19 protein-coding genes and 1 riboswitch are annotated in these 25,052 nt (G+C 34.9%); of the genes, 6 read left to right on the top strand and 13 right to left on the bottom strand.

The window, feature by feature from the left end:
- Nucleotides 1–14: 14 nt before the first annotated feature.
- Nucleotides 15–1,679, bottom strand: a complete 1,665-nt coding sequence (gene alsS / locus JVV30_RS03350; RefSeq protein WP_204193381.1) for an acetolactate synthase AlsS — start codon at nt 1,677–1,679, stop codon at nt 15–17.
- A 739-nt stretch (nt 1,680–2,418) separates the two neighbouring features.
- Between alsS and JVV30_RS03345 the strand changes: the two genes are divergently transcribed.
- On the top strand, nt 2,419–3,870 hold the full coding sequence (locus JVV30_RS03345) for an APC family permease (RefSeq protein WP_204193379.1): 1,452 nt from the start codon (nt 2,419–2,421) through the stop codon (nt 3,868–3,870).
- A 68-nt stretch (nt 3,871–3,938) separates the two neighbouring features.
- Here the strand turns inward: JVV30_RS03345 and JVV30_RS03340 are convergent, their stop codons facing one another.
- Nucleotides 3,939–5,276, bottom strand: a complete 1,338-nt coding sequence (locus JVV30_RS03340) for an aspartate aminotransferase family protein (protein ID WP_070854777.1) — start codon at nt 5,274–5,276, stop codon at nt 3,939–3,941.
- Between the two features lie 268 nt (nt 5,277–5,544).
- Nucleotides 5,545–6,360, bottom strand: a complete 816-nt coding sequence (locus JVV30_RS03335; protein ID WP_204193377.1) for a MetQ/NlpA family ABC transporter substrate-binding protein — start codon at nt 6,358–6,360, stop codon at nt 5,545–5,547.
- A gap of 111 nt (nt 6,361–6,471) precedes the next feature.
- A riboswitch (SAM riboswitch) is annotated at nt 6,472–6,578 on the bottom strand.
- A gap of 141 nt (nt 6,579–6,719) precedes the next feature.
- On the opposite strand from JVV30_RS03335, the gene JVV30_RS03330 reads away from it, so the two are divergent.
- Together JVV30_RS03330 and JVV30_RS03325 are read left to right on the top strand one after the other, a co-directional pair.
- Entirely contained in the window at nt 6,720–7,151 is a 432-nt protein-coding gene (locus JVV30_RS03330) for a hypothetical protein (protein WP_204193554.1), read from the top strand.
- 197 nt (nt 7,152–7,348) lie between these two features.
- A complete protein-coding gene (locus JVV30_RS03325) occupies nt 7,349–7,978 on the top strand; it encodes a cell surface protein (RefSeq protein ID WP_070854774.1) in 630 nt (209 codons plus the stop codon).
- A gap of 227 nt (nt 7,979–8,205) precedes the next feature.
- On the opposite strand, the gene JVV30_RS03320 is transcribed toward JVV30_RS03325, so the two are convergent.
- Both JVV30_RS03320 and JVV30_RS03315 read right to left on the bottom strand, forming a co-directional pair.
- Nucleotides 8,206–9,531: a putative glycoside hydrolase gene (locus JVV30_RS03320; protein WP_070855245.1), complete on the bottom strand. Its 1,326-nt coding sequence runs from the start codon at nt 9,529–9,531 to the stop codon at nt 8,206–8,208.
- A gap of 216 nt (nt 9,532–9,747) precedes the next feature.
- Entirely contained in the window at nt 9,748–10,242 is a 495-nt protein-coding gene (locus JVV30_RS03315; protein WP_204193375.1) for a P-loop NTPase family protein, read from the bottom strand.
- A gap of 174 nt (nt 10,243–10,416) precedes the next feature.
- Here JVV30_RS03315 and JVV30_RS03310 point away from each other — a divergent pair, with 174 nt between their 5' ends.
- Complete coding sequence (locus tag JVV30_RS03310; RefSeq protein ID WP_011274776.1) at nt 10,417–11,307, top strand: fructose bisphosphate aldolase; 891 nt, start codon at nt 10,417–10,419, stop codon at nt 11,305–11,307.
- Nucleotides 11,308–11,912: 605 nt separating this feature from the next.
- On the opposite strand, the gene JVV30_RS03305 is transcribed toward JVV30_RS03310, so the two are convergent.
- Together JVV30_RS03305 and JVV30_RS03300 are read right to left on the bottom strand one after the other, a co-directional pair.
- Nucleotides 11,913–12,764, bottom strand: a complete 852-nt coding sequence (locus JVV30_RS03305; protein WP_070855243.1) for a class I SAM-dependent methyltransferase — start codon at nt 12,762–12,764, stop codon at nt 11,913–11,915.
- Between the two features lie 173 nt (nt 12,765–12,937).
- Nucleotides 12,938–14,377, bottom strand: coding sequence for a 6-phospho-beta-glucosidase (locus tag JVV30_RS03300; protein ID WP_204193373.1), 1,440 nt, complete (start codon nt 14,375–14,377; stop codon nt 12,938–12,940).
- A 213-nt stretch (nt 14,378–14,590) separates the two neighbouring features.
- Here JVV30_RS03300 and JVV30_RS03295 point away from each other — a divergent pair, with 213 nt between their 5' ends.
- Entirely contained in the window at nt 14,591–15,295 is a 705-nt protein-coding gene (locus tag JVV30_RS03295) for a GntR family transcriptional regulator (RefSeq protein WP_070855241.1), read from the top strand.
- A gap of 55 nt (nt 15,296–15,350) precedes the next feature.
- Here JVV30_RS03295 and lqo read toward each other — a convergent pair whose 3' ends face one another.
- The 4 genes from lqo to JVV30_RS03275 form a co-directional block, all read right to left on the bottom strand.
- On the bottom strand, nt 15,351–16,844 hold the full coding sequence (gene lqo, locus JVV30_RS03290) for an L-lactate dehydrogenase (quinone) (RefSeq protein ID WP_070855240.1): 1,494 nt from the start codon (nt 16,842–16,844) through the stop codon (nt 15,351–15,353).
- A 373-nt stretch (nt 16,845–17,217) separates the two neighbouring features.
- Nucleotides 17,218–18,054: a pyruvate, phosphate dikinase/phosphoenolpyruvate synthase regulator gene (locus tag JVV30_RS03285; protein ID WP_204193371.1), complete on the bottom strand. Its 837-nt coding sequence runs from the start codon at nt 18,052–18,054 to the stop codon at nt 17,218–17,220.
- Nucleotide 18,055: 1 nt separating this feature from the next.
- Nucleotides 18,056–20,683, bottom strand: a complete 2,628-nt coding sequence (gene ppdK / locus JVV30_RS03280; protein ID WP_204193368.1) for a pyruvate, phosphate dikinase — start codon at nt 20,681–20,683, stop codon at nt 18,056–18,058.
- A gap of 207 nt (nt 20,684–20,890) precedes the next feature.
- Complete coding sequence (locus JVV30_RS03275) at nt 20,891–21,772, bottom strand: LysR family transcriptional regulator (RefSeq protein WP_070855238.1); 882 nt, start codon at nt 21,770–21,772, stop codon at nt 20,891–20,893.
- Nucleotides 21,773–21,900: 128 nt separating this feature from the next.
- On the opposite strand from JVV30_RS03275, the gene JVV30_RS03270 reads away from it, so the two are divergent.
- Complete coding sequence (locus JVV30_RS03270) at nt 21,901–22,671, top strand: SDR family NAD(P)-dependent oxidoreductase (RefSeq protein WP_204193366.1); 771 nt, start codon at nt 21,901–21,903, stop codon at nt 22,669–22,671.
- Nucleotides 22,672–22,768: 97 nt separating this feature from the next.
- Here JVV30_RS03270 and mbcS read toward each other — a convergent pair whose 3' ends face one another.
- Together mbcS and JVV30_RS03260 are read right to left on the bottom strand one after the other, a co-directional pair.
- Nucleotides 22,769–24,364: an acyl-CoA synthetase MbcS gene (mbcS, locus tag JVV30_RS03265; protein WP_070855236.1), complete on the bottom strand. Its 1,596-nt coding sequence runs from the start codon at nt 24,362–24,364 to the stop codon at nt 22,769–22,771.
- A gap of 167 nt (nt 24,365–24,531) precedes the next feature.
- Entirely contained in the window at nt 24,532–25,005 is a 474-nt protein-coding gene (locus JVV30_RS03260; protein ID WP_053028910.1) for an antibiotic biosynthesis monooxygenase family protein, read from the bottom strand.
- Between the last annotated feature and the right edge of the window lie 47 nt (nt 25,006–25,052).

Below are 25,052 nucleotides of genomic sequence, written 5' to 3'. Positions count from 1 at the left end.
TGTTTATCTAAAAATTAATTTAAAGAATCTGGTAATACATTTGTTGATAACTTGATATTATCTTTATAATTAACTGGAATATCAATTAATACTGGGCCATCAGTTTCATAGCCTTCTTTTAATGCTGCTTCTAATTCTGCTTGGCTAGTAACACGTAACCCTTTAGCACCAAATGATTCAGCATATTTCACATAATCAACTGGTCCAAATTCAACACCAGCTGAACGTTTATATTTCATTTCTTCTTGGAATTCTACCATATTATATTTACCATCATTCCAAATTAATTGGATGATGTTTAATTTTTTACGTACGGCTGTTTCTAAATCTTGACCTGAGAATAAGAAACCTCCATCTCCTGCTACTGACACAACTTGAGTATTTGGACGTACTAGCGCAGCTGCAATTGCCCAAGGTAAAGCAACACCAAGTGTTTGCATACCATTACTAAATAATAAGTGTCTTGGGTTATAACTTCTAAATTTACGTGCCATCCAAATATAATGACTACCCACATCAACAGTAACTGTAGTATCGTCAGTTAATGTGTTTTGCATTGTTTCAATAATTTCTAATGGATGCATCACACCATCTTCATGAGTGTATTTAATACCTGTTGCTTCAATAACATCTGCTCTTAAACGTTCTAAGTCATCTAAACGACTTTGATTAATGATTGGTTCATGCACATTCTCAGATAATAATTGAATCGTACCTGCAATATTACCAATTAATTCTTTTTTAGGACGTAAGAAGTTTGTAATTTCGGCTTGTACTTCATCAATAACAATGATTTCTGTTTCAAGTTCTTTGTTCCAGTTACTTGCTTCATATTCAATTGGATCATAGCCTATTGTAACGACTAAATCAGCTTTTCTTAATAATTCGTCACCCACTTGGTTACGGAATAATCCTACACGTCCGAAGAAGTGATTTTCTAACTCACGGTTAAGCACACCTGCACCTTGGAATGTTTCAACAACTGGTAAATTTGTTTTCGCAACTAATTGACGAATGGCTTCTGTTTCTTTCTCACTTGAACTTCTCATACCTACTAGCAACACTGGGAATTTAGCATGTTTTATCGCTTTAATTACATCTTGAATGTCTTCTAAATTTGGAACACCTAATTGTGGTTGTTCACATAAATCAATTGCTTTAGATGTTACAGGTGATTCGATAACATCTTGCGGAATACTGATAAAACTTGCACCATTTTTACCTGAAGTCGCTGTACGGATAGCGTTTGTCATTACTTCAGAAAGAGACTCAGGATCTTGTACTTCTGCGCTATATTTTGTAGATGATCTTAAAAGAGAAGCATTATCTACTGCTTGATGTGTCATACGTAATAAGTCATTACGTTTAACTTGGCCACCGATAGCCAACACTGGATCTCCTTCTGATGTAGCAGTTAATAATCCAGTTGTTAAGTTACTCACGCCTGGGCCACTTGTAACTAATGCCACACCTGGTTTACCAGTTAAACGTCCGATTCCTTGCGCCATCATAGCAGCATTTTGTTCATGGCGTGTCACAATAAGTTCTGGACCATCATCTTCAAGTGCGTTAAAGAGATAATCGATTTTTGCTCCCGGAATACCAAATACATAATCCACATTATTATTTTTTAAAGTATCAATGACCATATCTGCAGCAGAGTAGTTTTCTTTAGTCATCTAAATTCATATCCTTTCAAAGTCCAATTATTTTTTAATATTAAAAAGAAGCCACATACATGTCTATTTTTAAGGGAAAAAGAGGGAAAGACTTAGTTACATGAGTTGTGGCTTCTTTATATTTAAAGTTACTTCATTATTTCATTGTTGCTAGTAATCTCAGTTAGGGATGCATATTCAAATGCGAGATGGGAGTCTTCTATTTATGTCAAGAGGTGTAACAAATCATAAAGTTCAACACTTAAGCGTTGATACAATATAAGGGGATGGATTTATTACACATAATAGAAGCATTTGAATATGATGTAACTTTATTACATGACTCATTATAGTATGTGCGTAACTATTAATAAAATACATATTTTCGATAGAACCTATTCCATAATGGAATAGGTCAACAAAGTTTAATTTTTTAGTAAAAAGCAGCTAAAAATAGGTCTAATTACTTGACTTATTCTAAGTTTTTAGCATAATATTCTCAGCTAAAAGACCACTTTTTATATTTTAAGTATAATTTTACTCTTTTTAGTTGTTTTTATTTCTTTTTAATCTGTTATAATCAAATCTATCATTTAAAATTTCCTTGTTATACTCTGTCATTTTATGAGAAGTAAGAAAACTTAAAATTTTCAGAAATTTTAGACAAAAATATAAAGTTTTATGCTAAGATAATAAATATTCTAGAGCTAACAAGCTAATCTTATAACTCATTTTATTAAGTAAGTGGAGGTTCATGATTATGGCCAGTTTTTTCAAAAATTTAACTCGAAAAGAAGATCCCACAATCTATCAAAATAAAGATGGGCACTTGAAACGTACATTACGTGTTCGAGATTTTCTTGCATTAGGTGTTGGTACAATTGTATCAACTGCAATATTCACATTACCTGGTGTTGTTGCAGCTGAACATGCAGGTCCTGCCGTTGCGTTATCATTCTTATTAGCAGCAATTGTAGCAGGTTTAGTTGCCTTCTCATATGCTGAAATGGCATCAACTATGCCTTTCGCTGGTTCTGCGTATTCTTGGATTAACGTTTTATTTGGCGAATTTTCAGGTTGGGTAGCAGGTTGGGCACTTTTAGCTGAGTACTTTATTGCCGTTGCCTTTGTAGCATCCGGATTCTCAGCAAATTTAAGAGGACTTATTTCCCCTTTAGGTATTGTATTGCCTAAAGCATTATCCAATCCGTTTGGCGCTGATGGTGGCGTCATAGACATTATCGCGGCTGTAGTTATCATTATTACTGCAATTATTTTATCACGTGGTATGACTGAGACTGCACGTATTGAGAACATCTTAGTTATCTTAAAAGTATTAGCAATTGTATTATTCATTATCGTAGGTTTAACAGCCATTCAAGCATCCAATTATGTACCATTTATCCCAGAACATAAAGTCACTGAAAATGGTGATTTCGGTGGTTGGCAAGGTATTTATGCTGGGGTTTCAATGATATTTTTAGCTTATATCGGCTTTGACTCTATTGCAGCTAACGCTGCAGAAGCAATCAATCCGCAAAGAACCATGCCACGTGGTATTCTTGGTTCATTAGCTGTAGCACTTGTGTTATTCGTAGGTGTAGCATTAGTATTAGTAGGTATGTTCCATTACTCTAAATATGCTGGCAATGCAGAGCCTGTAGGTTGGGCACTTCGTCAAAGTGGTCATGGCATTATCGCGGCTGTCATTCAAGCAATTTCAGTAATAGGTATGTTCACCGCTTTAATTGGTATGATGTTAGCAGGATCACGTTTACTTTATTCATTCGGTCGTGATGGTTTATTACCATCATGGTTATCTAAATTAAACCATAAGCACTTACCAAACAGAGCACTTTTAATACTTACTATTATTGGTGTATTAATTGGTTCAATGTTCCCATTCGCATTCTTAGCACAACTTATTTCTGCCGGAACATTAGTTGCATTCATGTTTGTATCTCTTGCAATGTATCGACTAAGAAAACGTGAAGGTAAAGATTTACCCGTACCGTCATTTAAAGTACCGTTCTTCCCAGTACTACCAATTATTACATTCATTTTAGTATTACTTGTATTCTGGGGATTAAGCTTCGACGCTAAACTATATACTTTAATTTGGTTTGTCGTTGGTATCATCATCTATTTAAGTTATGGTGTTCGACATTCTAAGAAAAATGAAGAAGAAGAGTACATCGTACCGAAAGATTAATATCATCAAATAAATTGAAAAGGTAGCGAGACAATGATGCCATTGTCTCGCTACCTTTTCTTGATGTATTACCATCCTTGTCCATCTATATTATAGTTGTCTAATTGTCCATCTTGTAATGCTTGTAACGCATCTTCTATCGTATCTAACGCATAGTCTAATTGTTCATACGTAATGACTAATGGTGGCTGGAAACGAAGCACATTGCCAGCTACTGCAATCAGTACAAGACCATGATCAAAGCAATAATTACATATCTTTAGCGCTTCTTCTGAGGCTCTCGTTTTCATTTGTTTATCTGACACTATATCAACGCCAATAGATAAACCTTTACCACGTACATCTCCGACAAATTGATAGTTATCAACCCATTTGTCCATTCGGTTGCGTACATAGGCGCCTTTTTCCGAGCTAGCAGTTAGTAATGCCTCATCTTCAATCATTTTCAATGTTGCTAAAGCCGCTTCACAACTTACAGGATTGGCACCAGTGGTAAATAGATGCGCCGGTGCTTCAAGCGTTTCAATGATTTCTTTGCGACCAACAATCGCAGACATCGGTAACCCACCAGCTAATGATTTGCCAAATGTGATTAAATCCGGTGTGAAATTAAAGTGATCAATTGAACTCCATGTACCTGTGCGCCCTAGTCCTTGTTGGATATCATCTACAGCAATTAAAATGCCATGTTCACGACATAATGATTCTAACGCCTCAAAGTAACCCTCTACTGGCTCTAGCAAACCACCATCACCTTGAATCGTTTCTACGACAATACATGCAACTTCTTCTGCTGGCACATATTTGGCGAACATTTCTTTAAGTGGTGCAAGATACGCTTCTACTGTATTAGGATTAGGTTGTTCATACATACCTCTATACTTATCTGGAAACGGAATATGATAAAAGCCATTTAATAAAGGACCATAATGCTTGCGCATATTTAAGCTAATGGCTGACATCGATAGTGACCCAAATGTTGAACCATGATAGGCATTCGTAAAACTAATGATATACGGTCTACCAGTATACGCTCTCGCAAATTTAATAATGCCATCATTGGCGTCAGATCCACTCAATCCAAACGTCACACGTTTTTCATAATCACCTGGCGCAATATCACATAGTTTCTTAGATAATTTCACTGCTGGTTCATGATACATATATGCAGGTGTATAATGAATCAATTTCTCAGCTTGTTTCTGAATCGCTTCAATTACCGGTTTAGGTGCATGCCCTACATTTTGCGAGCTCGCGCTTGCTAATAAATCAATGTATTCTTTACCATCCACATCTACGAGTGTCGCACCATAACCATGATCAATGGCTAATGGGTAATATTTAATTCTTCCTGATGCCGCAAAGTACTTCCCATCTTCTTGTATTAATTCCTCTGCTTTACTCATATTGACTCATCCTCCCATAGTCGACCATCCCTTTTACATCCCTCTCTTTGAAAAGTCTCCGGCCATCTTAATAAACAATGTTTCATTGATAATATTCAATATCTTACTAATAATTATCAGATTTGTAAATATTTTCTGAATAATCAAAATAATTATAATTTGCTATTTTTAGTATTTTTGATGATAAATATTTATTAAAAAAAATGAGGGAGCGGAACAGAATTCTTTTAAATTCGTCGTCCGCTCCCATTTTGCTTTGCTTGTAGGATTATTTACTTTCGTAAGGAATGACATCGTCTCCATATTCTTTTTGAATATAGTCTTTAATTTCTTTAGATTGCATGACTTTTAATAATTCTTGGAACTTCTTATCATTTTTATGTCCTTCTTGAACTGCGATAATGTTGGCAAATGGTGATGATTTACCTTCCATTACAATTGCATCTTTAGACGGTTTTAAACCATTATCAATAGCATAGTTAGAATTCATAATGACTGCTGCACCTTCACCGTTTTTATATGTTTTAGGTAAAAACTCAGCACCTTGTTGATGATTAAATTTTAAATTCTTTTTGTTTTCTGCAATATCTTCAAACTTGGCGTCTTCAATTTTGACACCTTTTTTCAACTTAATCAGACCTTCATCTACAAAGAAAGATAAAAATCGTCCTTCCTCTGCAGGGTTATTTGAAACATAGATCGTTGATCCTTCAGGAATGTTTTTCAAATGTTTATATTTTTTACTATAGACACCCATTGGCGTTGTGAATACTTTACCTAATTCTTCTATTTTATAGCCATGACTTTTCTTCTCAGCTTTTAGATACGGTACGTGTTGGAAGAAGTTAGCATCTACATCGCCTTTATCTAATAATTTATTTGGTACTTTATAATCATTAACCTCTTTAACTTCTAGATCATAACCTTTTTTCTTTAATTGTTCTTTAGCTTTCTTCAATACATCTCCATGGGGTGCAGGTGAAGCAGCAACTGTGATTGTCTTATCATCCTCTTTATCTTTGCCACATCCTGCTAACACGATAATTAAAACTAAAATACTGATCATACTTAACCATTTTCTCATGTATATCGACACCTCTTTTTTAAAATGATTCAACTACACTTCAACTCTTAAATAGTTAGAAGACATAAAAAAATACTTTCTATTATTTAAGAGAAAGTATCGATACACTTTCTCTTATCTCTTAAAGTATTGTCTACTTTATGTGAATTAGCACCATTTCGTTACACGACGGTTGCTGGGCTTCTCAGGGCACATCCCTCCACCACTCTTGATAAGAGTTAACAAGTTTTATTGAATTGATATTATATTAGCATTGGATCAAGCTTGGGTCAATATCATTTTTTAAATATTCTAAATTTTTAAAATGTGTAAGTTGTTTTACTGTAGGGAATAGCTTGTTAAACACATTCGAAGGGTTGATGATTATGTTACGTTACAGCTATCACTTACTTAGTGCATTGTTCATTAGTATTTTATTATTACTTATCATGTTTGTCATGGATGTGGTGATGCATACGACACACCTTACTTTGCTATTAATCAACATTGATTTCATCGCAGATCCTAATAAGACACCACTTATTTTAGAACTTTCAATTCATATCATTATTGGATTTTGTATTTACATAACGTTTCTAATCATTTATCTGTTATTCAAACCTTTATACAAATTAAGTTATCTCTTATTAATGATTATTTTTCTAATCTTATACCCATTACTTATTACGTTAGCTGAACGTACACTGTTCCAATTTAATTGGGTAGAGTATGCCTTATGGATGATCGCACACTTGATATTCACTTTATTGATGGTATGGTCGATTCCTTATTTTTCTAAAAAGAAATGGTAAGTTGATAACTATGCATGTTATATAAACAATCGCTTATAGTCATTAAAACATTACTATTGTAAATTTAACTTTACAAATACGCCGTTCTTTAAGCTAATTTAAAGTTTCAATATGGTTTACTTTAATCCCCTATTTTAATTAAATCTGAGTGTTACACTAATGTTGTAAAAGATAAATAATGAAATGGGGTTTTCATTGTGGTGAAGGTTTCTCTATTTGCGTCAACACTTTTAACAAGTACGGTAATATTATCTGCGTTTAACGGACAACATGCACTCGCAGCTGATGTAGTGACGAAGGGCAATGCACAAGAAATTGCTTCGGAAGCATTATCAAATAGTGGTGGTAATCCAGATTTACAAAACTTTGACAAAGCAATTGATAAAGGGGACTATTTCAAAATTGAAAGCCACAATAAGGCAAATGCTGGTATAGGTGTCTATAAAGTTTATAAAAATGGCCAAGTCGAATATAAAAATGATAGATACAGTAACTTCAATCGACTTCAAAGTGGAGAAACATATGTTGAACACGGTATTGCGAATGCCGCTGAATTAGATGACCGACAAGAAGCAGCGACAAAAGTCAATTCCGTAGATTGTGCACGTGAATTAAATACTTACTATGTTGGTAACGTTAAATCTAATGAAGTACCATCGTCTCAATCAGATCAAAAGCAAGAAAACCATCATAGTACAGATGATCAATCTTCATTACCTGAAACTGGTCATTCAGACAGTGAACAATCCACTCAATTATTAGGTAGCATTTTCTTATTACTAGGCGGTGCGTTAATAGCTAAACAATCTCATAAAAAAATCTCATAGAAAAAACACGGGAGTGGGACAGAATTCTTTTAAATTCGTCGTAACCCCAACTTGCTTTGCTTGTAAAATCACTTTCGTGATTTTTTGTGTTGGGGCCCGGCCCACCTCCGCAAGGATGACTAGAACTGAAAAAAGCTTGATTTAAGCGCATTTTCAGTTCAGTCAGCTACTGCGAATTTGCAAAATAGCATCATCATATTATTTATGTCCCAGGCTCGCTTTTTTTATTATTGATTGCTGTTCCCATTCTCTTCATTAGTATCTGTTTTATTGTCGTCTTTATTGTCTTGCTGTTTTGTATCTTGTTCTACACCCTCAGGGTCACGTTCTTTCGCGCTACCTTTTTTAGGATTATAGTTCGCATCTTCAGTGTATTCGTTGCCGGCATTCCATAGTAAGAACTCATTTACACCATTATCTTTTAATGCCTGAACTTGTTCAGATACAGCTTTCGCATCATAATCAATATAATTACCATCGCCTAAGTATGATGCTGTGAAATCTTGAATCCATGGACGTGAAATTGGTTTTTTCTTACCAAGTGAATCTAATAAGTTATTTTCTTTTTGAATATATCGATTCACTGTTTTATATGGTTCTGTATCTGGCGCTTGTAAACCAAAGTCACCATTGCTCCAATGTGATGGATAAATCATTGATGAAATTGCGTCTACATTTTCAGATATTTTAGGGAAACTTTGACCAATACCAGGTGCATTTTTAACTAATGCAGAATAGCCAAATACGTCCGCAGATATATTAACACCCATCGGTTTCAACTCTTTATTAGCGTGTTCTAAGAATTTCGTAATGGTATCCACACGTTGATCGCCAGAACTTAACTTGCTATTTTTATAGTCACCTTTACTATAAGTTAGACTGTCTGCTTCATTTTCAAAGCCTTCTGGGAAACGCACGTAGTCAAATTGAATATCTTGGAAACCGGCTTTAGCTGCCGCTTTGGCTACATCAATGTCGTAATCCCAAACTTCTTTCATAAATGGGTTAACGAAGCTATCACCTTTACCATTTGTCCAAACTGAACCATCACTTTCTTTAAATGACCACTCCGGATGTTCTTTCGCTAGTTTAGAATCTTTAAATGTAACAATACGCGCAATTGGATAAATGTTGTTATCATGCAATTTTTTCAGTAATTTCTTACCATCAACAATGTCTAATGTGTTTTTATCCACTTGCTTGTTGCCAGTGTTAAGATTCATTGTTATGTTACCTTCATCATCTTTAACATCGATAACCATAGTATTTAAATTGGAATCTTTAATAAATTTGATTAACTCATCGATTTTATCGCCTTGTGTTGAATTACTTGTTACATAAATTCCTTTGACACCATCCTTAGGATAGTCAACCTTATTCTCATTGTTGTTCTTATCATTATTCTGTTTTAATTTTTCACTTTGACTGTTTGTCTGTTCGTTCTTCTGGCTGTCCCCTTTTTGTCCGCTACTAGATGAATGATCTCCATTACTGCACGCAGCGAGTAACAAAGCACTTGTTGTTAATACAGCAAATAATTTGTTCTTTTTCATTCCCTTAGCCTCCGAATATACTTTATATGTATAATTAGGTTCTCATTATTTAGAATAGTAAGCGATTTAAAAAGTTTCATTATCCTAAATAAGAGAACCTAACTTTCCTTTAGAATAGCATATTTTTAACAAAAATATTCACTAAGACAAAATTTTATAAATTAAATTATCTAATATTTGTATGTTTTTAAATGAATTTTAAATTAAATCTCGTAATCATAGGTTTAATTTTGAATAAATTGATTGCTTATTTCCAATAATCCATTGCGTATGATGTTGCGTTTGTTGATAATAGGCGTCTACTTTATCGTAATTATTTTTAGGGAAATCCCAAACATATTTGAGAAAGGCTAAACTTATTGTCTTAGGATTGCCACCTACTGTTGGCTTTCTAAATACAGTCATTAGATAACGCTTGATGACACGGTATATACACTTCCACCTCGATTCTTTAATCCAAATCACTGTCGTTGTGCGTTCTAGTCTCATGAGTAATGTATTTGAATAATGACCATCAATAATCCAAGATGGCGTCGCTACAATTTCTTTCAACTGAGCGTGCAAGGATTCCGGCGTTACAGTCGCTTGATCGCTAAGCCATTGTATTTTATCGATGTGATACAAAGGTATCTTATAATTCTGTTGTAAACGCATTGCTAACGTTGATTTTCCTGAACCTGGGCTACCAATAATCAAGATACGATGTTCCATGTTTTTTACCTCGCATATTTTTTGAAAATGAGTCATACAACAAAATAAGTACAATTTATGAAACTATAAACTCTAAAATAAGAATTTTCAATAAATATAAGTTTTATAACTTGAGAATGTACTTTATTTTTATCATAATGAATATGAAAGTTAATTAAAGGAGTGGAAAGAGTAATGAATAAAGAACAATTAGAAAAAATGACAAATGGGAAAGGTTTTATCGCAGCATTAGACCAAAGTGGCGGTAGTACTCCTAAAGCATTAAAAGAATATGGTGTAAACGAGGACGAATATAGTAATGATGATGAAATGTTCCAACTTGTACACGATATGCGTACTAGAGTTGTAACTTCACCTTCATTCTCTCCAGACAAAATTTTAGGTGCTATCCTTTTCGAACAAACAATGGATCGTGAAGTTGAAGGCAAATACACTGGCGACTACTTAGCTGACAAAGGTGTTGTTCCTTTCTTAAAAGTCGACAAAGGCTTAGCTGAACAACAAAATGGTGTTCAATTAATGAAACCTATCGATGATTTAGACGATACATTAGACCGTGCGGTTGAACGTCACATCTTCGGTACTAAAATGCGTTCTAATATCTTAGAATTAAACGAACAAGGTATTAAAGACGTTGTTGAACAACAATTTGAATTCGCTAAAAAAATAATTGCTAAAGGTTTAGTACCAATTATTGAACCTGAAGTTAACATTAACGCTAAAGACAAAGCTGAAATCGAAGAAGTATTAAAAGCTGAACTTAAAAAAGGCTTAGACGCTTTAAATGATGATCAATTAGTGATGTTAAAATTAACTATCCCAACTAAAGCTAACTTATACAAAGAATTAGCAGATCATCCAAATGTTGTACGCGTGGTTGTATTATCAGGTGGTTACAGCAGAGACGAAGCAAACAAATTATTGAAAGACAACGATGAATTAATCGCAAGCTTCTCACGTGCATTAGCAAGTGACTTACGCGCTAGCCAATCACAAGAAGAATTCGATAAAGCATTAGGCGACGCAGTAGATTCAATCTACGACGCATCAGTAAACAAAAACTAAAACTAGGTGCGTAAGTGAGCGCTTAGGTTTTGAGCAGAATCGAAAAGTGAGCAAAACTGTTTCTCAAGTTTTGTCGAGCTTTGAGTATTTCTGCCGAAAAACCTGCTCACTGTAGCCCGTTTATCACTAGGTGCGAAGAAAAGCGTTTAGGTCGCGAGCAATAACGAGCTATGAGCAAAAATCGTTCTTTGATTTTAGCGATTAGCGTATTATTGCCGAACGACCTGCTTTTCGTAGCCCATTCATCACTAGGTGCGTAAGTGAGCGCTTAGGTTGCGAGCAATTACTAGCATCAAGCGAAAACTGTTCTTTAGTTTTAGCGCGATGCGTATAATTGTTGAGCAATCTGCTCACTGTAGCCCTCTCATCACTCCGGTGAAGTTCTCTATAACTTCACTCGAATGATTCAAAGCCGACTGGTTATTTCGACCAGCCGGCTTTTTTAATATCTATTATTTGTAGAATTGTTCCAATTTTTGTTTTGTTTCTTCAATAGAAGCATTTAATTCTTGTTGTTTTTTCTCATCTTGTAATGCACTTTGACTTGCTTTCATAAATCCGTGTGTTCAAATTTTACGATATAGTACGCCATTTTATACACCGCTTTAGACATGAATCAATACTTTACCAAATTTACCACCAGTAATGACAGGTATCGTATCACCATATTGATCTTGTAAATAGCGTTTCACACTTGCAAGTTGTTGCGTATCTAGTTCCACTTCAACTTCTTTTAACCATTGAGGTAGTTGCTGTATAACATCATCTAGCGTTCTATCATTATGTTGTGTATGTCGTTCGATTAACGTCTCATACGTGTAATCATTGACATATAATAACTGCAATAAGTAATACATATCTGCTGTCATAGTCTGACTTTTTTCATCTAAAAATGCCACAACTTCATCAACAATGGAATTCTCTTTAGGACCAGCAATTAAACTAACATATACATATTTTTGTGCGATATCAATAGCTTTATTAACCGCTTCCCACGTCGTAACTGCTGGACACATAGACGCAAATACTAAATCATGATGTCCTAATTCTTCCTTTCGAGCATCTTCAAACGATTGATGAATGGTTTCTAGCGTTACACCATAATGGTGGGCATTTTCCTGTAACATCTCATGTAATATGGGTGATGGCTCTAACGCTGTAACGGTTGCGCCTTCTTTAGCGAATGGCACACTAAAGACACCAGAGGCTGCCCCGACATCTAATATACTCAAATTGCTAAATGCACCTGTTTGTCTTTCAATCCAATCCATAATACGTTTCGTACGTTGTTGGCTTTCTTCAGTAAATGAATGTTTATTAAAGTTTTCTGCCCACTTTTCAAATCCAGGTGCAGATGGATCACCTAAGCCGGCACGTTTCATTCTTTTGTCTTGTGTATTAGGGTCGTCTTCCCACGCTTTCTCCCAATATTGATTACTAAATATATCTTTTCGCATAAAGAAACTCCCTTGTCTGATAGTTATAGTCTCATCTTACCCCTTCACATATAATCAATAAACTGATTCGCTTAATACTAAAAAAGCTCTCAATCACTCTATAGTATAAAGACAACACGCTAGAGTAATTGAAAGCTTATTATTATTCTATACTCAATAATACATCTTAAATGTTATAATGTTTCTCCGTTTGATTCGATTACTTTACGATACCAACCAAATGAGTCTTTCTTCGTACGTTCTAATGAACCATGACCTTCATTATCACGATCGACGTGAATTAAACCGTAGCGTTTTTTCATTTCACCAGTTGTAAATGAAACAATATCAATAATACCCCATGGTGTATAACCCATTAAGTCTACACCATCTTTATCTACTGCATCGATAGCAGCATTAATATGTTCACGTAAATATTCAATTCGATAATCATCATGGACTTGTCCATTTTCATCAAATTCATCTACAGCACCAAAGCCATTTTCAACAATAAATAATGGAATTTGGTAACGGTTATATAGGGCATTTAATGTGTAACGTAAACCGACTGGGTCAATCGCCCAACCCCAATCACTCTTCTTAATATAAGGATTATCAACTGAGTTTGGTAAACCACCATTAACAACGTTATCTTCTACACTTGATTCATTATCATGTTTTACAACTGTAGACATATAATAACTGAATCCAATGTAATCCACCGTACCCTCACGTAAAATAACGTCATCACCCTCTTGCCAACCAATGTCGAAGCCTTCACGTTCAAACATCTTCGTCGCATAACCTGGGTAATAACCACGAACATGTACATCTGGGAAGAAGAAACGCATACGACTTGCCACTTCTGCTTCCATAATATCTTCTGGATTACAGCTATAAGGATAAATTGGCACGTGTGAAATCATCGCCCCGATTTCAAAGTCAGGATTGATTGCTTTACCAATTTTAACCGCTTTGGCACTCGCGATTAATTCATTATGCGACACTTGATACAATACTTCCTCTTTATTATCGTCATCTGATAATGAAACACCAGAATTCGTCCATAAGAAGATTGGGTTATTGATATCCATTTGGTTGTTTATTTCGTTAAATGTCATCCAATATTTCACTTTATCTTTGTAACGTTTAAATACCGTTTCCGCAAAATGCGCAAAGAAGTCTGCCACTTTACGATTTCTGAAACCACCATATTCACGCGCTAAATGTAATGGCATTTCAAAATGTGAAAGTGTAATCACAGGTTGAATGTTATATTTCAATAATTCATCAAATAAGTCATCATAGAATTGTAATCCTTCTTCATTCGGCTCAACTTCGTCCCCTTGTGGGAATATTCTTGTCCATGCAATTGACGTTCTTAAGCACTTCAAACCCATCTCACTAAACATTTTCACATCGTCTTTATAACGATTATAGAAGTCAATACCTACATGATTGGGATAGTATTTGCCTGGTTCTACATCTTGTGTAATTTCACGTGCTTTACCGTGTGCGCCAGCTGTCATCACATCAATCACACTTAATCCTTTACCACCTTGATCATAACCACCTTCGAATTGATTGGCCGCTAATGCGCCACCCCATAAGAAATCATTTGGTAATTTAGACATATTTAAAACTCCTTTTCCAAATTATTAATCATTCGCTTTTATTTCTTAACAACTGTCATATTTTTTATTAAAATACAAACCCTTTCACAACTCATTATAATTATACCGGTACAATTTGTAAATGATTTATTCCGAATTATACCGGTACAATTTACAAATTGGTATTAAAATTTGCTATACTATATTTGAATTACAAATAAAGGGAGTAAAATGATGTTAAAGTACGAACGAATTGCACAAGAAATTACAAATGCTATTTCAAATAACGAGTATAAAGTTGGCGATAAACTTCCTAGTGTAGAACAATTAAAATCTCAATATCAAGTCAGTAAAAGTACCATCATTAAAGCATTAGGCATGCTACAAAAAGATGGCATGATTTACCAAACACAAGGTAGTGGTATTTATGTCCGAAACAAAAACAAATCAGGTTATATTAACTTGTTAAAAACAAAAGGGTTCTCAGACAATCTACAAGGCCATCAAGTCACAAGCAAAGTCTTAACTTTTAAATCTATCACACCAAATGATGAAGTGAGAGAACATTTACGCTTAAATGACGAAGATACTGACGTTTATTATGTCGAACGGATTCGCTATTTGGACCACAACCCGCTATGTATTGAAACATCCTACTTCAATCAATCATTAGTTACGCATCTTGACCTTGCCAGTGCAGAGCGTTCAATATTCGACTACCTTCAGTCGCAGCTTAAGATCAATATTGGTTTCTCGGATATCTATTTTTATATCGACTTTCTCTCTGAACAAGAAGCACAGCATTTAAATCTCAATCAAAACGATCCATGTATGCGTCATGATTTGACCTTTTATACCACTAAAGGCATACCTTTCGATTATTCAAATATTGTCTATCATTACAAATATGCCAACTTTTTTATTCCTATAGAAAGCTAAAAAAAAGCGTCTCCTGAGATTCAAAATCTCAGGAGACGCTTTGCTTAACTTCTATTTATTTCGCGTCTTCGTAATAACCTAATTCAAGGTCTTTAGACGTTTGACGACGTATTTTTCTCATTAACTCAACATCTTCGATTAATGATTTACCATATGAAGGAATCATTTTTGAAATTTTAGCATTCCATTCACCGATGTGTTCTGGGAAGTTCTTTTCAAGTACTTCTAAAGCTACAGATACTGATGTTGATGCCCCTGGTGATTCACCAAGTAAAGCAATTACTGAATGGTCTTCAGAGTTAACCACTTCTGTACCGAATTGGATAAATCCTTTACCTTCTTTTTCAGTATCTTTAATAACTTGAACACGTTTACCTGCTGTGTATAATTCCCAATCTTCATCACGTGCTTCAGGGTAGAATGTACGTAAGTGGTTCATACAACCTTCTTTAGTCATGATGATTTGATCAAATGAATATTTAATCAATGGTAAGTTTTTAACTGCAGCAGCTAACATTGTTGTAATGTTATATGGTTTGATAGATTTGAATAAATCTAAGTTTGAGCCATTTTTAAGGAACTTAGGTCCAACATTAGCAAATGGTCCAAATAATAACGTACGTTTACCTTCGATGTAACGTGCATCAAGGTGAGGTACTGTCATTGGTGGTGTACCTGGTGGTTCTTTACCATATACTTTCGCATCGTGTGCTTCAATTACTTGTGGATTTGTACATGCTAAGAATTGACCAGTAATTGGGAATCCACCTAAATGTTTACTTTCAGGGATACCTGTTTTTTGTAGTAATGGAATTGCTGCACCACCGGCACCAATAAATACATAGTCAGTAACTTCTTCAAATACGTTACCAGATTTAAGGTCTTTGATTTTAACTTGCCATTTACCATTAGATAAACGTTCAAAATCAAGCACTTGATGACTATATTTAACTTCAACATGCTCGTCTAATTCTAAGTGACGTGCCATTTTACGAGTTAATTCACCGAAGTTTACGTCTGTACCTTCGTCGATTTTACTAGCAGCCATTTTGCCGTCATCAACGCGGCCTTGCATCATTAATGGAATCCATTTTCTCATTACTTCAATGTCTTCAGTATATTCAATGTTATCGAACATTGGAGATTGTTTCATTGCTTCGTAACGTTTTTTCAAGAATTCTTTATTATTAACGCCTCTAACAAAACTAATGTGTGGAAGAGGATTAATAAATTCTCTAGGGTTCTCAATATGTCCTGATTTCACTAAGTGACCCCAGAATTGTTTTGAGATTTCAAATTCTTCGTTGATTTCTTTTGCTTTTTCAATGTCAATCGAACCATCTGGTTGTTGAACTGTATAGTTCAATTCACAAAGTGCAGCGTGACCAGTACCAGCATTGTGGCGTTCATTAGAACTTTCAAGACCTGGTCGATCCATACGTTCGTAAAGCTTGATATTCCAATTAGGCTCAAGCTCATTTAACATAGAACCAAATGTTGTACTTAAGACACCAGCACCAATTAAAATGACATCTTTTGATTCTGCCATGGTTGTACACCTCTCCAATTTTATTAGTTAACAACTAAAAAGCTATTACTTACTACTCTTTCTCCCTAACCATCAAGTAATATCTTTTTATATTAAGATTGTTAAGCCTTTCATTTCTATGTTAAAACAAATATGGTAAATTGTAAATTGGAGAAACTTAATTAAAAATATTTTTTTATACAAAATCGAATGAATCCACACTAAGTGTTTTTTCTCATCATTAAGCAACTTAAAATGAAAGCCTTTCAAGGGCAATTATTATCATAAAATACGATGAGGGGAGCGGAACAGAAACAAATTTCGGAAAATTTTATTTCTGTCCTGCTCCCCTTAATTTCCATCATTCTAACTAGACTGTTAAATTGATTGTACCTTATGATTGCAATTTAGGTTGTAAGAACTTTTCAATATAAAATGCTGACTCTTCAATTGATTTATATTCTGTATTGATGACAGTCGCATTCAATTTCTTAAAGACTTCTTCAGCATAAATCAGTTCTTTCTTGATGCGCTCTAAGTTATTGTAACGAGATTCACTAGACAAACCTAGTGTCTCAGCACGATTCTTTCGAATATTGGCGATATATTGTGGACTTGCAGTCAAGCCAAATACTTTTAGCCCCTTTTGCTTATACACGTTATCAGGTATTTCAATTTCTGGCACCAATGGTATATTAGCGATTTTGTAGCCTTTATTAGCTAAATACATACTTAATGGCGTCTTAGAAGTTCTTGATACACCTACAATGAGTGCATCCGCTTCGCCAATATCAGTAAAATGCTTGCCATCATCATATTTAACTGAGTATTCAATGGCTTCAATCCGTTTGAAGTATTCATCATTTAATTTACGTAAAGCGCCACTTTCCATTAACGGATGACTGTGTGTCGTCTTTTCAATAATTCCAATTAAATCAGACATATAGTCGACGTAAGGAATATCATGCTCTCGTGCAAATTCATGACCCAGTGCATTAAATGATTCACTCACTAATGTTGTTGCAACAATCGCATGCTGTTCACGCGCCAAATTTAAAATATTTAAGAATTCCTCTTCATCCTTAATATATGGGAATTTCTTAATTTCTGCATTATGCAAATTTGGAAACTGCGTTAATGTGGCATGAATCATTCTTTGGGCTGTCTCACCAATGGAATCTGATACAATAAATAACTTTAACATTTGTTCGTTTGAATTCGTTTCTTTCACGTTATTGCTCGCTTTCCTCCGCTTGACTCTGAGCTGTTGCTAAAATTGCACCTGGAACTCGGAATGGTGAGCATGACACGTAGTCTATCGCTAGCTGATTGAAGCGACGAATAGACTTAGCATCTCCGCCTAATTCACCACAAACACCGATTTTAATGTTAGGATTCACTTTCTTAGCTTGTTCAACTGCAATTTCAATCAATTTTCCGACACCATCTCTATCTAACGTTTGGAATGGGTCAAGCTTCAATATATTACTTTCAGTATACACATTTATAAATTTACCTGCATCATCTCTAGAGAAACCATATGTCAATTGTGTTAAATCGTTTGTACCAAAGCTAAAGAAATCACAATGTTGCGCTAACGTATCTGCAATTAGACATGCACGCGGTGTTTCAATCATTGTACCGATTAAATATGGTACGCTGTCCCCTTGTTCTTTCTCTAGTTTATGAATCGTCTCAACAAGTTTGTCTTTAAGTGTAGTAAATTCTTCTACAGTTGAAACGAGTGGAATCATGATTTCAGGTTTACATGTTATACCCTCTTTTTTAAGTTTTAATACGCTTCCCATGATGGCTTCAACTTGCATTTCATATAATTCAGGATACGTGATTGCAAGTCTACAACCACGATGTCCCAACATTGGATTCACTTCGTGTAAGTCAACAATACGTTTATTTAACACGTCTTTAGGAATATTTAATTGTTGTGCTACATGTTCAACATCTTCATCTGAATTAGGCAAGAATTCATGTAATGGTGGATCTAGAAGACGCACAATCGTCGGACGTTCACCTGACAGTCTAAAGATAGCTTCAAAATCTTCTACTTGGTACTTTCGAATATTATTTAACGCTTCAACACGTTGTTCATAGGATGAAGATAATATGAAGCGACGCATTTCAACTAAACGCTCTGCTCCGAAGAACATATGCTCAGTTCTAACTAAACCAATACCTTTCGAATCGAACTCATAACCCGCTTTAATATCTTGCGGTGTTTCTGCATTCATGCGCACATTTAGTCGTGCAATATCTTCGGACCATGACATAAATTGATTGAATTCTTCACTATGTTCAGCACTAACTGTTTTGATTTCACCAATATAGATGGCCCCTTTTAAACCATCTACAGAGATGGTATCGCCTTCGTGAAGTTCTCCGCCTTCGTAATACACCGTTTTGGCTATTGTATTAATTTCCAAATCTGAACATCCTGTCACACAACATTTACCCATACCACGTGCAACGACAGCCGCATGAGATGTCATACCACCATGTGTCGTCACAATTGCTTCACTTGCAATCATACCTTCAATATCTTCTGGAGATGTTTCAGGGCGCATTAAGATGACTTTATGTCCTGATGCTGCTTGCACTTTCGCATCCTCAGCTGAAAATACAATTCGTCCTGTCGCTGCACCTGGACTTGCAGGTAAACCAATTTTTGAAATCTCAGTAGCTTCTTTTAACGCTTTGTCATCAAAATTAGGATGTAATAATTGATCTATTGATTTCACGTCAACATTTAACATTGCTTCTTCTTTCTTAATCACACCTTCAGCGACTAAATCTACTGCAATTTTAATTGCTGCACGTGCCGTACGTTTACCATTACGCGTTTGTAATAAATAAAGTTTGCCATTTTCAATTGTAAATTCGATGTCTTGCATATCTTTATAATGTTGTTCCAGTTGCTTTGTTACATCTACAAATTCTTGATGTACATCAGGCATTTGGTCATGGAGTGTCGAAATATCTTTAGGTGTACGAATACCAGCTACAACATCCTCACCTTGTGCATTTAATAAGTACTCACCAAACAATTTATTTTCGCCACTAACCGGGTTACGTGTAAAGGCAACACCTGTACCACTATTGTCCCCACTATTACCGAAGACCATTTCTTGAATATTCACGGCTGTACCAATGTCATGAGGAATATCATTTAAATCACGGTATATACGCGCACGATCATTATCCCAAGACTTAAAGACTGCTTCGATTGCTTCTTCTAATTGTTTTAAAGGTTCTTGTGGGAATGGTTTATACACTTCCTCGACATAAATCTCTTTAAATCGTTCACAAATCTCTTGTAAACCTTCAGCTGTAATGGCAGCATCATTTTCAAAGTTATGACGTGCTTTATAATCCTCAAAGTATGTATCAAATGATTGCATTGGCACGTTATATACCACTTCACCAAACATTTGAAGTAAACGACGATAGCAATCATATGCAAAGCGTGCATCGCCTGTTTTATCAGCTAATTTTTTAACATTATCATCATTCAATCCTAAGTTCAGAATGGTATCCATCATACCAGGCATCGAAATTTTAGCACCACTTCGCACAGACACAAGTAATAAATTGGCATCAGATGAGAAACTTTTACCAGTTCTCTCTGAAAATGCAGCAAGATGATCAATTAATTGTGTTTTCACTTCTGTTGATAATGATTTGCCTTGACGTAAATACTCAATACAAGCAGCAGTCGTAATCGTAAAGCCATCAGGTACAGGTAAACCTAATCGTTTCATTTCAGAAAGGTTGGCACCTTTACCACCAAGCAAATCCTTCATCGATTTTTGTCCTTCATCAAAAGCATAAATATATTTAGTCATTATAATGTCACCTCAATTAATTATTATGTCATACTAATTAATATTGAGTATGTCATATAATATAAATAAATACAATTAAAAACATCATATTTATGTTAAAGGTTTATAAAAAAGACACAATTAAAGCGTTACATAGACATTTGAATACATACCATTATGCCTATTTCACACGTTTTAATTGTGTCATACTATTTATATAGTTATAGATTATTGGATATCATTTTGAAAATAATGCGTTACAAACGTCTTAAATGATGCCGCTACTTCTGTAAAATAATGGGCTTTTTTATATGCCAAACCAATCATGCGGTAACAAAGGGCATTATCAATGGGTATCGCTACAATTTGCTCATCAAGTCCTCTTAAAGCTTGCTTAGGCGTAAATGAAACGCCAATATTCATCGCGACTAATTTTAAAATTGCACTCGAATCTTCAACTTCGATTTGATAATTTGGAACAATCCCTTCTTGTTCTAAGATGTAATCTATCCTATCCCGAAAACCATAACCTTCTATTTGACCGATTAATCGTTCGTCTTTAATCTGTTGTAAATTAATAGTGTCATATTGAGCAAACGGATGATCTTTACTAATTGTTAAATAAATGTCATCTTGAATGATAGGTTCCCAAATCACGTCTTTATGTTCAATTTCAGATGACGCTATTGCAAAATCCACGTCATTATTTAATATTAATTGCGTAGCGCGTTCAGACACAGCTTGATACTGTTTTAACTTGATATTCGGATGTAGTGCCACATAGCTTTGAATGAGCGATGGCATTACATGTGGAAAGGTAATGGCAAACGAAACTTGACCACTTTCAACACCGATTAATTCTTTAATGATACGTTCACCTTCATTAAGCTCCCTAACTGCACTATTCACATAATTCAGCATTAATTCACCATAACGATTTAAATAGATTTGTCGTCCTTTTCGATCAAATAATGCTACACCCAATTCATCCTCAATTGAAGCTATCGCTTTACTTAAGGCCGGTTGTGAAATATTTAATTGCTTAGCCGCTTCAGTCATATTATTCATTTTAGCCACAACTTTAAAATAGTTCAGTTTAGTCATTTCCATATCTTACACCTCTTTTCATAACTTTAAGTTATAAAAATATAATTATTATGAATTATACATTATTTATTGCGGGTGCTACCATTAAATCGTAATGGCAATTATTTCAGCTTTGAAAAAGGGGGATCATTATGAGATTAGAAAATAAAGTTGCTTTAATTACTGGTTCTGGTGGTGGTATGGGCTTTGAAACAGCTAAACGTTTCGCCGAAGAAGGTGCAACAGTCATTATTTCAGACCTTAAGGAAGACATCGTTAATCAAGCCGTCGACACATTATCTAAAACGACAGATCAACATGTCTATGGTTATGTTTTAGATGTTTCTAAAGAAGCGAGTGTCGAAGCAACCTTTAAACACATTAAACAGGACATTGGTAAATTAGATATACTTATCAATTGCGCTGGTATTACTGGTGCAGATAAAACGACGGACCAACTCACAGAGGAAGAATGGGATCAAGTATTTGCTGTTGATGTAAAAGGCGTATTCTTCTGTACAAAACATGCAGTGCCTTTATTACGTGACAATGGTGGCGGTTCTATCGTCAACTTCTCATCTATTTTAGGATTAGTTGGTACTGATGAATTAACACCTTATGCAGCAGCAAAAGGTGCAGTGACAAACATGACACGTCAAGATGCCATCAGCTTCGGTAAAGATCATATTCGTGTTAACTCTGTACATCCAGGTACAATTTTAACACCTTTAGTGAAGAAATTAGGAGCTGAAACAGAAGGTGGCTTAGACGCTTATACTGCTAAAATGTCTGAACGTCATCCAATTGGTTATTTAGGTGAACCTATAGATGTCGCTAATGCTGTATTATTCTTAGCAAGTGACGAAGCACGCTTTATTACAGGTGCAGTATTAACGGTCGATGGTGGTTATACAGCGAGATAATCATTGCGACCTATAATGCAAAATGTAGACGGGAGTGGGACAACGAATTTAAAAAAATTCTGTCCCACTCCCGTCTTTTCATTCATTAAATATTCTATTATTTAAAGCCGTTTGCTTTATTATATTTCTCACGCTCTGCATCGCGTAATTCAACACGACGGATTTTACCTGAATTTGTTTTAGGTAGTGACGTTACAAATTCAATTGCACGTGGATATTTATACGGTGCAACTTCATTCTTCGCAAAGGTTTGTAATTCTTTAACTAGTTCATCATTGCCTTGATAGTTATCTTGTAAAATAACGAAAGCTTTAACGATATTACCTCGAATTTCATGAGGACTCGCAACAACAGCACATTCTTTTACTGCTGGGTGATTAGTTAGAGCATCTTCAACTTCAAATGGTCCAATTGTGTAGCCTGAACTAATGATAATATCATCTCGACGACCTTCAAACCAGAAATAGCCATCTTCATCAATATGTGCTAAATCTCCAGTAATATAATAGTCACCTGCTTGAGCTGCTTTTGTACGTTCTTCATCTTTATAATAGCCTTTAAATAAACCTGGGAAATCAAGCGGTAATGCAATATTACCTTTAACATTTGTTTCCACCTTTTGGCCTTCATCATCAACGATCGTAACACGACTGCCCGGAATTTCTTTCCCCATAGACCCTGGTCGTGATGTAGTGTCTTTCAAGAAACCAATCAATAATGTACTTTCAGTTTGACCATAACCATCACGTACTGTTAAATCAAAGTTATTGCGGAATTGTTCTACCACTTCACGGTTTAATGGTTCTCCTGCTGATACTGCACTATGTAAGTGGTCTAAATTATAATCTTGTAAATGATCCAATTTCGCCATCATACGATATTCTGTTGGCGTACAACATAAGACGTTAATTTTAAAGTCTTGTAATAATTCAAGATAGCGTGAAGGGTTAAATTTACCGTTATAAACAAATGCTGTAGCACCTGATCCCATAATTGATAAGAATGGACTCCAAACCCATTTTTGCCAACCTGGCGCAGCAGTTGCCCACACTAAATCATCTTCTCTAATGCATAACCAGTGTTCTGGCGCCATTTTCATATGTGCATAGCCCCAACCATGAGAATGTGTAACAGCTTTAGGATTACCTGTTGTTCCAGACGTATAAGATAGAATTGCTAGATCGTCTCTTGATGTACGCGTTATATCAAGTACATCACTTTGAGATGCTTTTTCGTCTTCGATGCTTGTCCAACCCGCTTCATGGCCATCAACAATAAATTTTGTTAATGTGTCATACTCTTTAATACCTTTAAATTCTTCGATGAAGTCTGATTTGGCAATCACGGCTTTAATTTCACCATGTGTAATACGGTATTGTAAGTCTTTTGTTCTTAACATTTCAGAACTAGGTATAATCGCGATACCTAATTTTAGAGCAGCAAGATAAAGTTCATATGTCATGATTGCGCGTGGCATCATAATTAATACTTTATCGCCTTTTTGAAGTCCATGATTTAATAATACATGTCCCACTTTATTTGCATTTTTGATTAGTTCTGAATATGTCACTGTAATTGGTTCATCTACCCCATTTTCATAAATGAGGGCTTTCTTAGATGTATTAGAAGCATGTTTCTCAATTTCAGAAACAATATTGTAAGTCTCTGGTGCCAATAAACTTGAATTATCCATTACTATACTCCCTTTCAGTTCGACCTTATTTATTATCTTATCAAACGCTTTAGTCCGATGAAATCAAAAGCCTTTATGTAAACGTTTTAATCCTACGTTGAAAAATGAAAAAGATTAAGCACAGATGCCGAAAAATGACGGCAAATGGCTTAATCTTTACATCTATATTAAAAAATATTACTTAAATTTAATTTTGATTCTAAACCTGCTAACTCAATTCGCACATTATATGATAAATCACGATTCACTATGTCACGATCAACACCTTTATCAGTGCCTCTATGTTTATGCGTTTGACTATATTCATTGGAATTTTGCCAATCATAAAATGCCTGACGTTCTTCCCATAAAGTTAAAATAATATAGTGTCGTCCTGCTACTTGCGGACGTAAAAATCTTAAAGCTTTAAATCCTGGTACATTTTGTAAATATTTAGGACGTTCTAAGAATTTCTTCTCAAATGCATCCTCCATACCTTCATTGACGTACAAATGATTTAAAACACAAAAAGAATCATTAGATAAATCATCAATTACCTCTAATACATCGTATTGATGTTCATCGTTATTTTTCTTTATTGAAATGATGTTGTCGCCCTTTTCTTCTACTACATATGTTTTATAACTGTCTTTTAAAATCATGATTCTTATCCTTCATTTCTAAACTAGCATTGAGCTACGATTTAATT

The sequence above is a fragment of the Staphylococcus sp. GDY8P47P genome, from assembly GCF_016892225.1.
GTDB lineage: Bacteria > Bacillota > Bacilli > Staphylococcales > Staphylococcaceae > Staphylococcus > Staphylococcus borealis.
The sequence above is the reverse complement of the archived record's forward strand: the minus strand, read 5'-3'. Positions and strand labels throughout refer to the sequence as shown.

Coding starts and splice junctions, on each gene's coding strand:
- alsS (WP_204193381.1), bottom strand. CDS start 1,679: ATGACTAAAGAAAACTACTCTGCTGCAGATATGGTCATTGATACTTTA.
- JVV30_RS03345 (WP_204193379.1), top strand. CDS start 2,419: ATGGCCAGTTTTTTCAAAAATTTAACTCGAAAAGAAGATCCCACAATC.
- JVV30_RS03340 (WP_070854777.1), bottom strand. CDS start 5,276: ATGAGTAAAGCAGAGGAATTAATACAAGAAGATGGGAAGTACTTTGCG.
- JVV30_RS03335 (WP_204193377.1), bottom strand. CDS start 6,360: ATGAGAAAATGGTTAAGTATGATCAGTATTTTAGTTTTAATTATCGTG.
- JVV30_RS03330 (WP_204193554.1), top strand. CDS start 6,720: ATGATTATGTTACGTTACAGCTATCACTTACTTAGTGCATTGTTCATT.
- JVV30_RS03320 (WP_070855245.1), bottom strand. CDS start 9,531: ATGAAAAAGAACAAATTATTTGCTGTATTAACAACAAGTGCTTTGTTA.
- JVV30_RS03315 (WP_204193375.1), bottom strand. CDS start 10,242: ATGGAACATCGTATCTTGATTATTGGTAGCCCAGGTTCAGGAAAATCA.
- JVV30_RS03310 (WP_011274776.1), top strand. CDS start 10,417: ATGAATAAAGAACAATTAGAAAAAATGACAAATGGGAAAGGTTTTATC.
- JVV30_RS03305 (WP_070855243.1), bottom strand. CDS start 12,764: ATGCGAAAAGATATATTTAGTAATCAATATTGGGAGAAAGCGTGGGAA.
- JVV30_RS03300 (WP_204193373.1), bottom strand. CDS start 14,377: ATGTCTAAATTACCAAATGATTTCTTATGGGGTGGCGCATTAGCGGCC.
- JVV30_RS03295 (WP_070855241.1), top strand. CDS start 14,591: ATGTTAAAGTACGAACGAATTGCACAAGAAATTACAAATGCTATTTCA.
- lqo (WP_070855240.1), bottom strand. CDS start 16,844: ATGGCAGAATCAAAAGATGTCATTTTAATTGGTGCTGGTGTCTTAAGT.
- ppdK (WP_204193368.1), bottom strand. CDS start 20,683: ATGACTAAATATATTTATGCTTTTGATGAAGGACAAAAATCGATGAAG.
- JVV30_RS03275 (WP_070855238.1), bottom strand. CDS start 21,772: ATGGAAATGACTAAACTGAACTATTTTAAAGTTGTGGCTAAAATGAAT.
- JVV30_RS03270 (WP_204193366.1), top strand. CDS start 21,901: ATGAGATTAGAAAATAAAGTTGCTTTAATTACTGGTTCTGGTGGTGGT.
- mbcS (WP_070855236.1), bottom strand. CDS start 24,364: ATGGATAATTCAAGTTTATTGGCACCAGAGACTTACAATATTGTTTCT.
- JVV30_RS03260 (WP_053028910.1), bottom strand. CDS start 25,005: ATGATTTTAAAAGACAGTTATAAAACATATGTAGTAGAAGAAAAGGGC.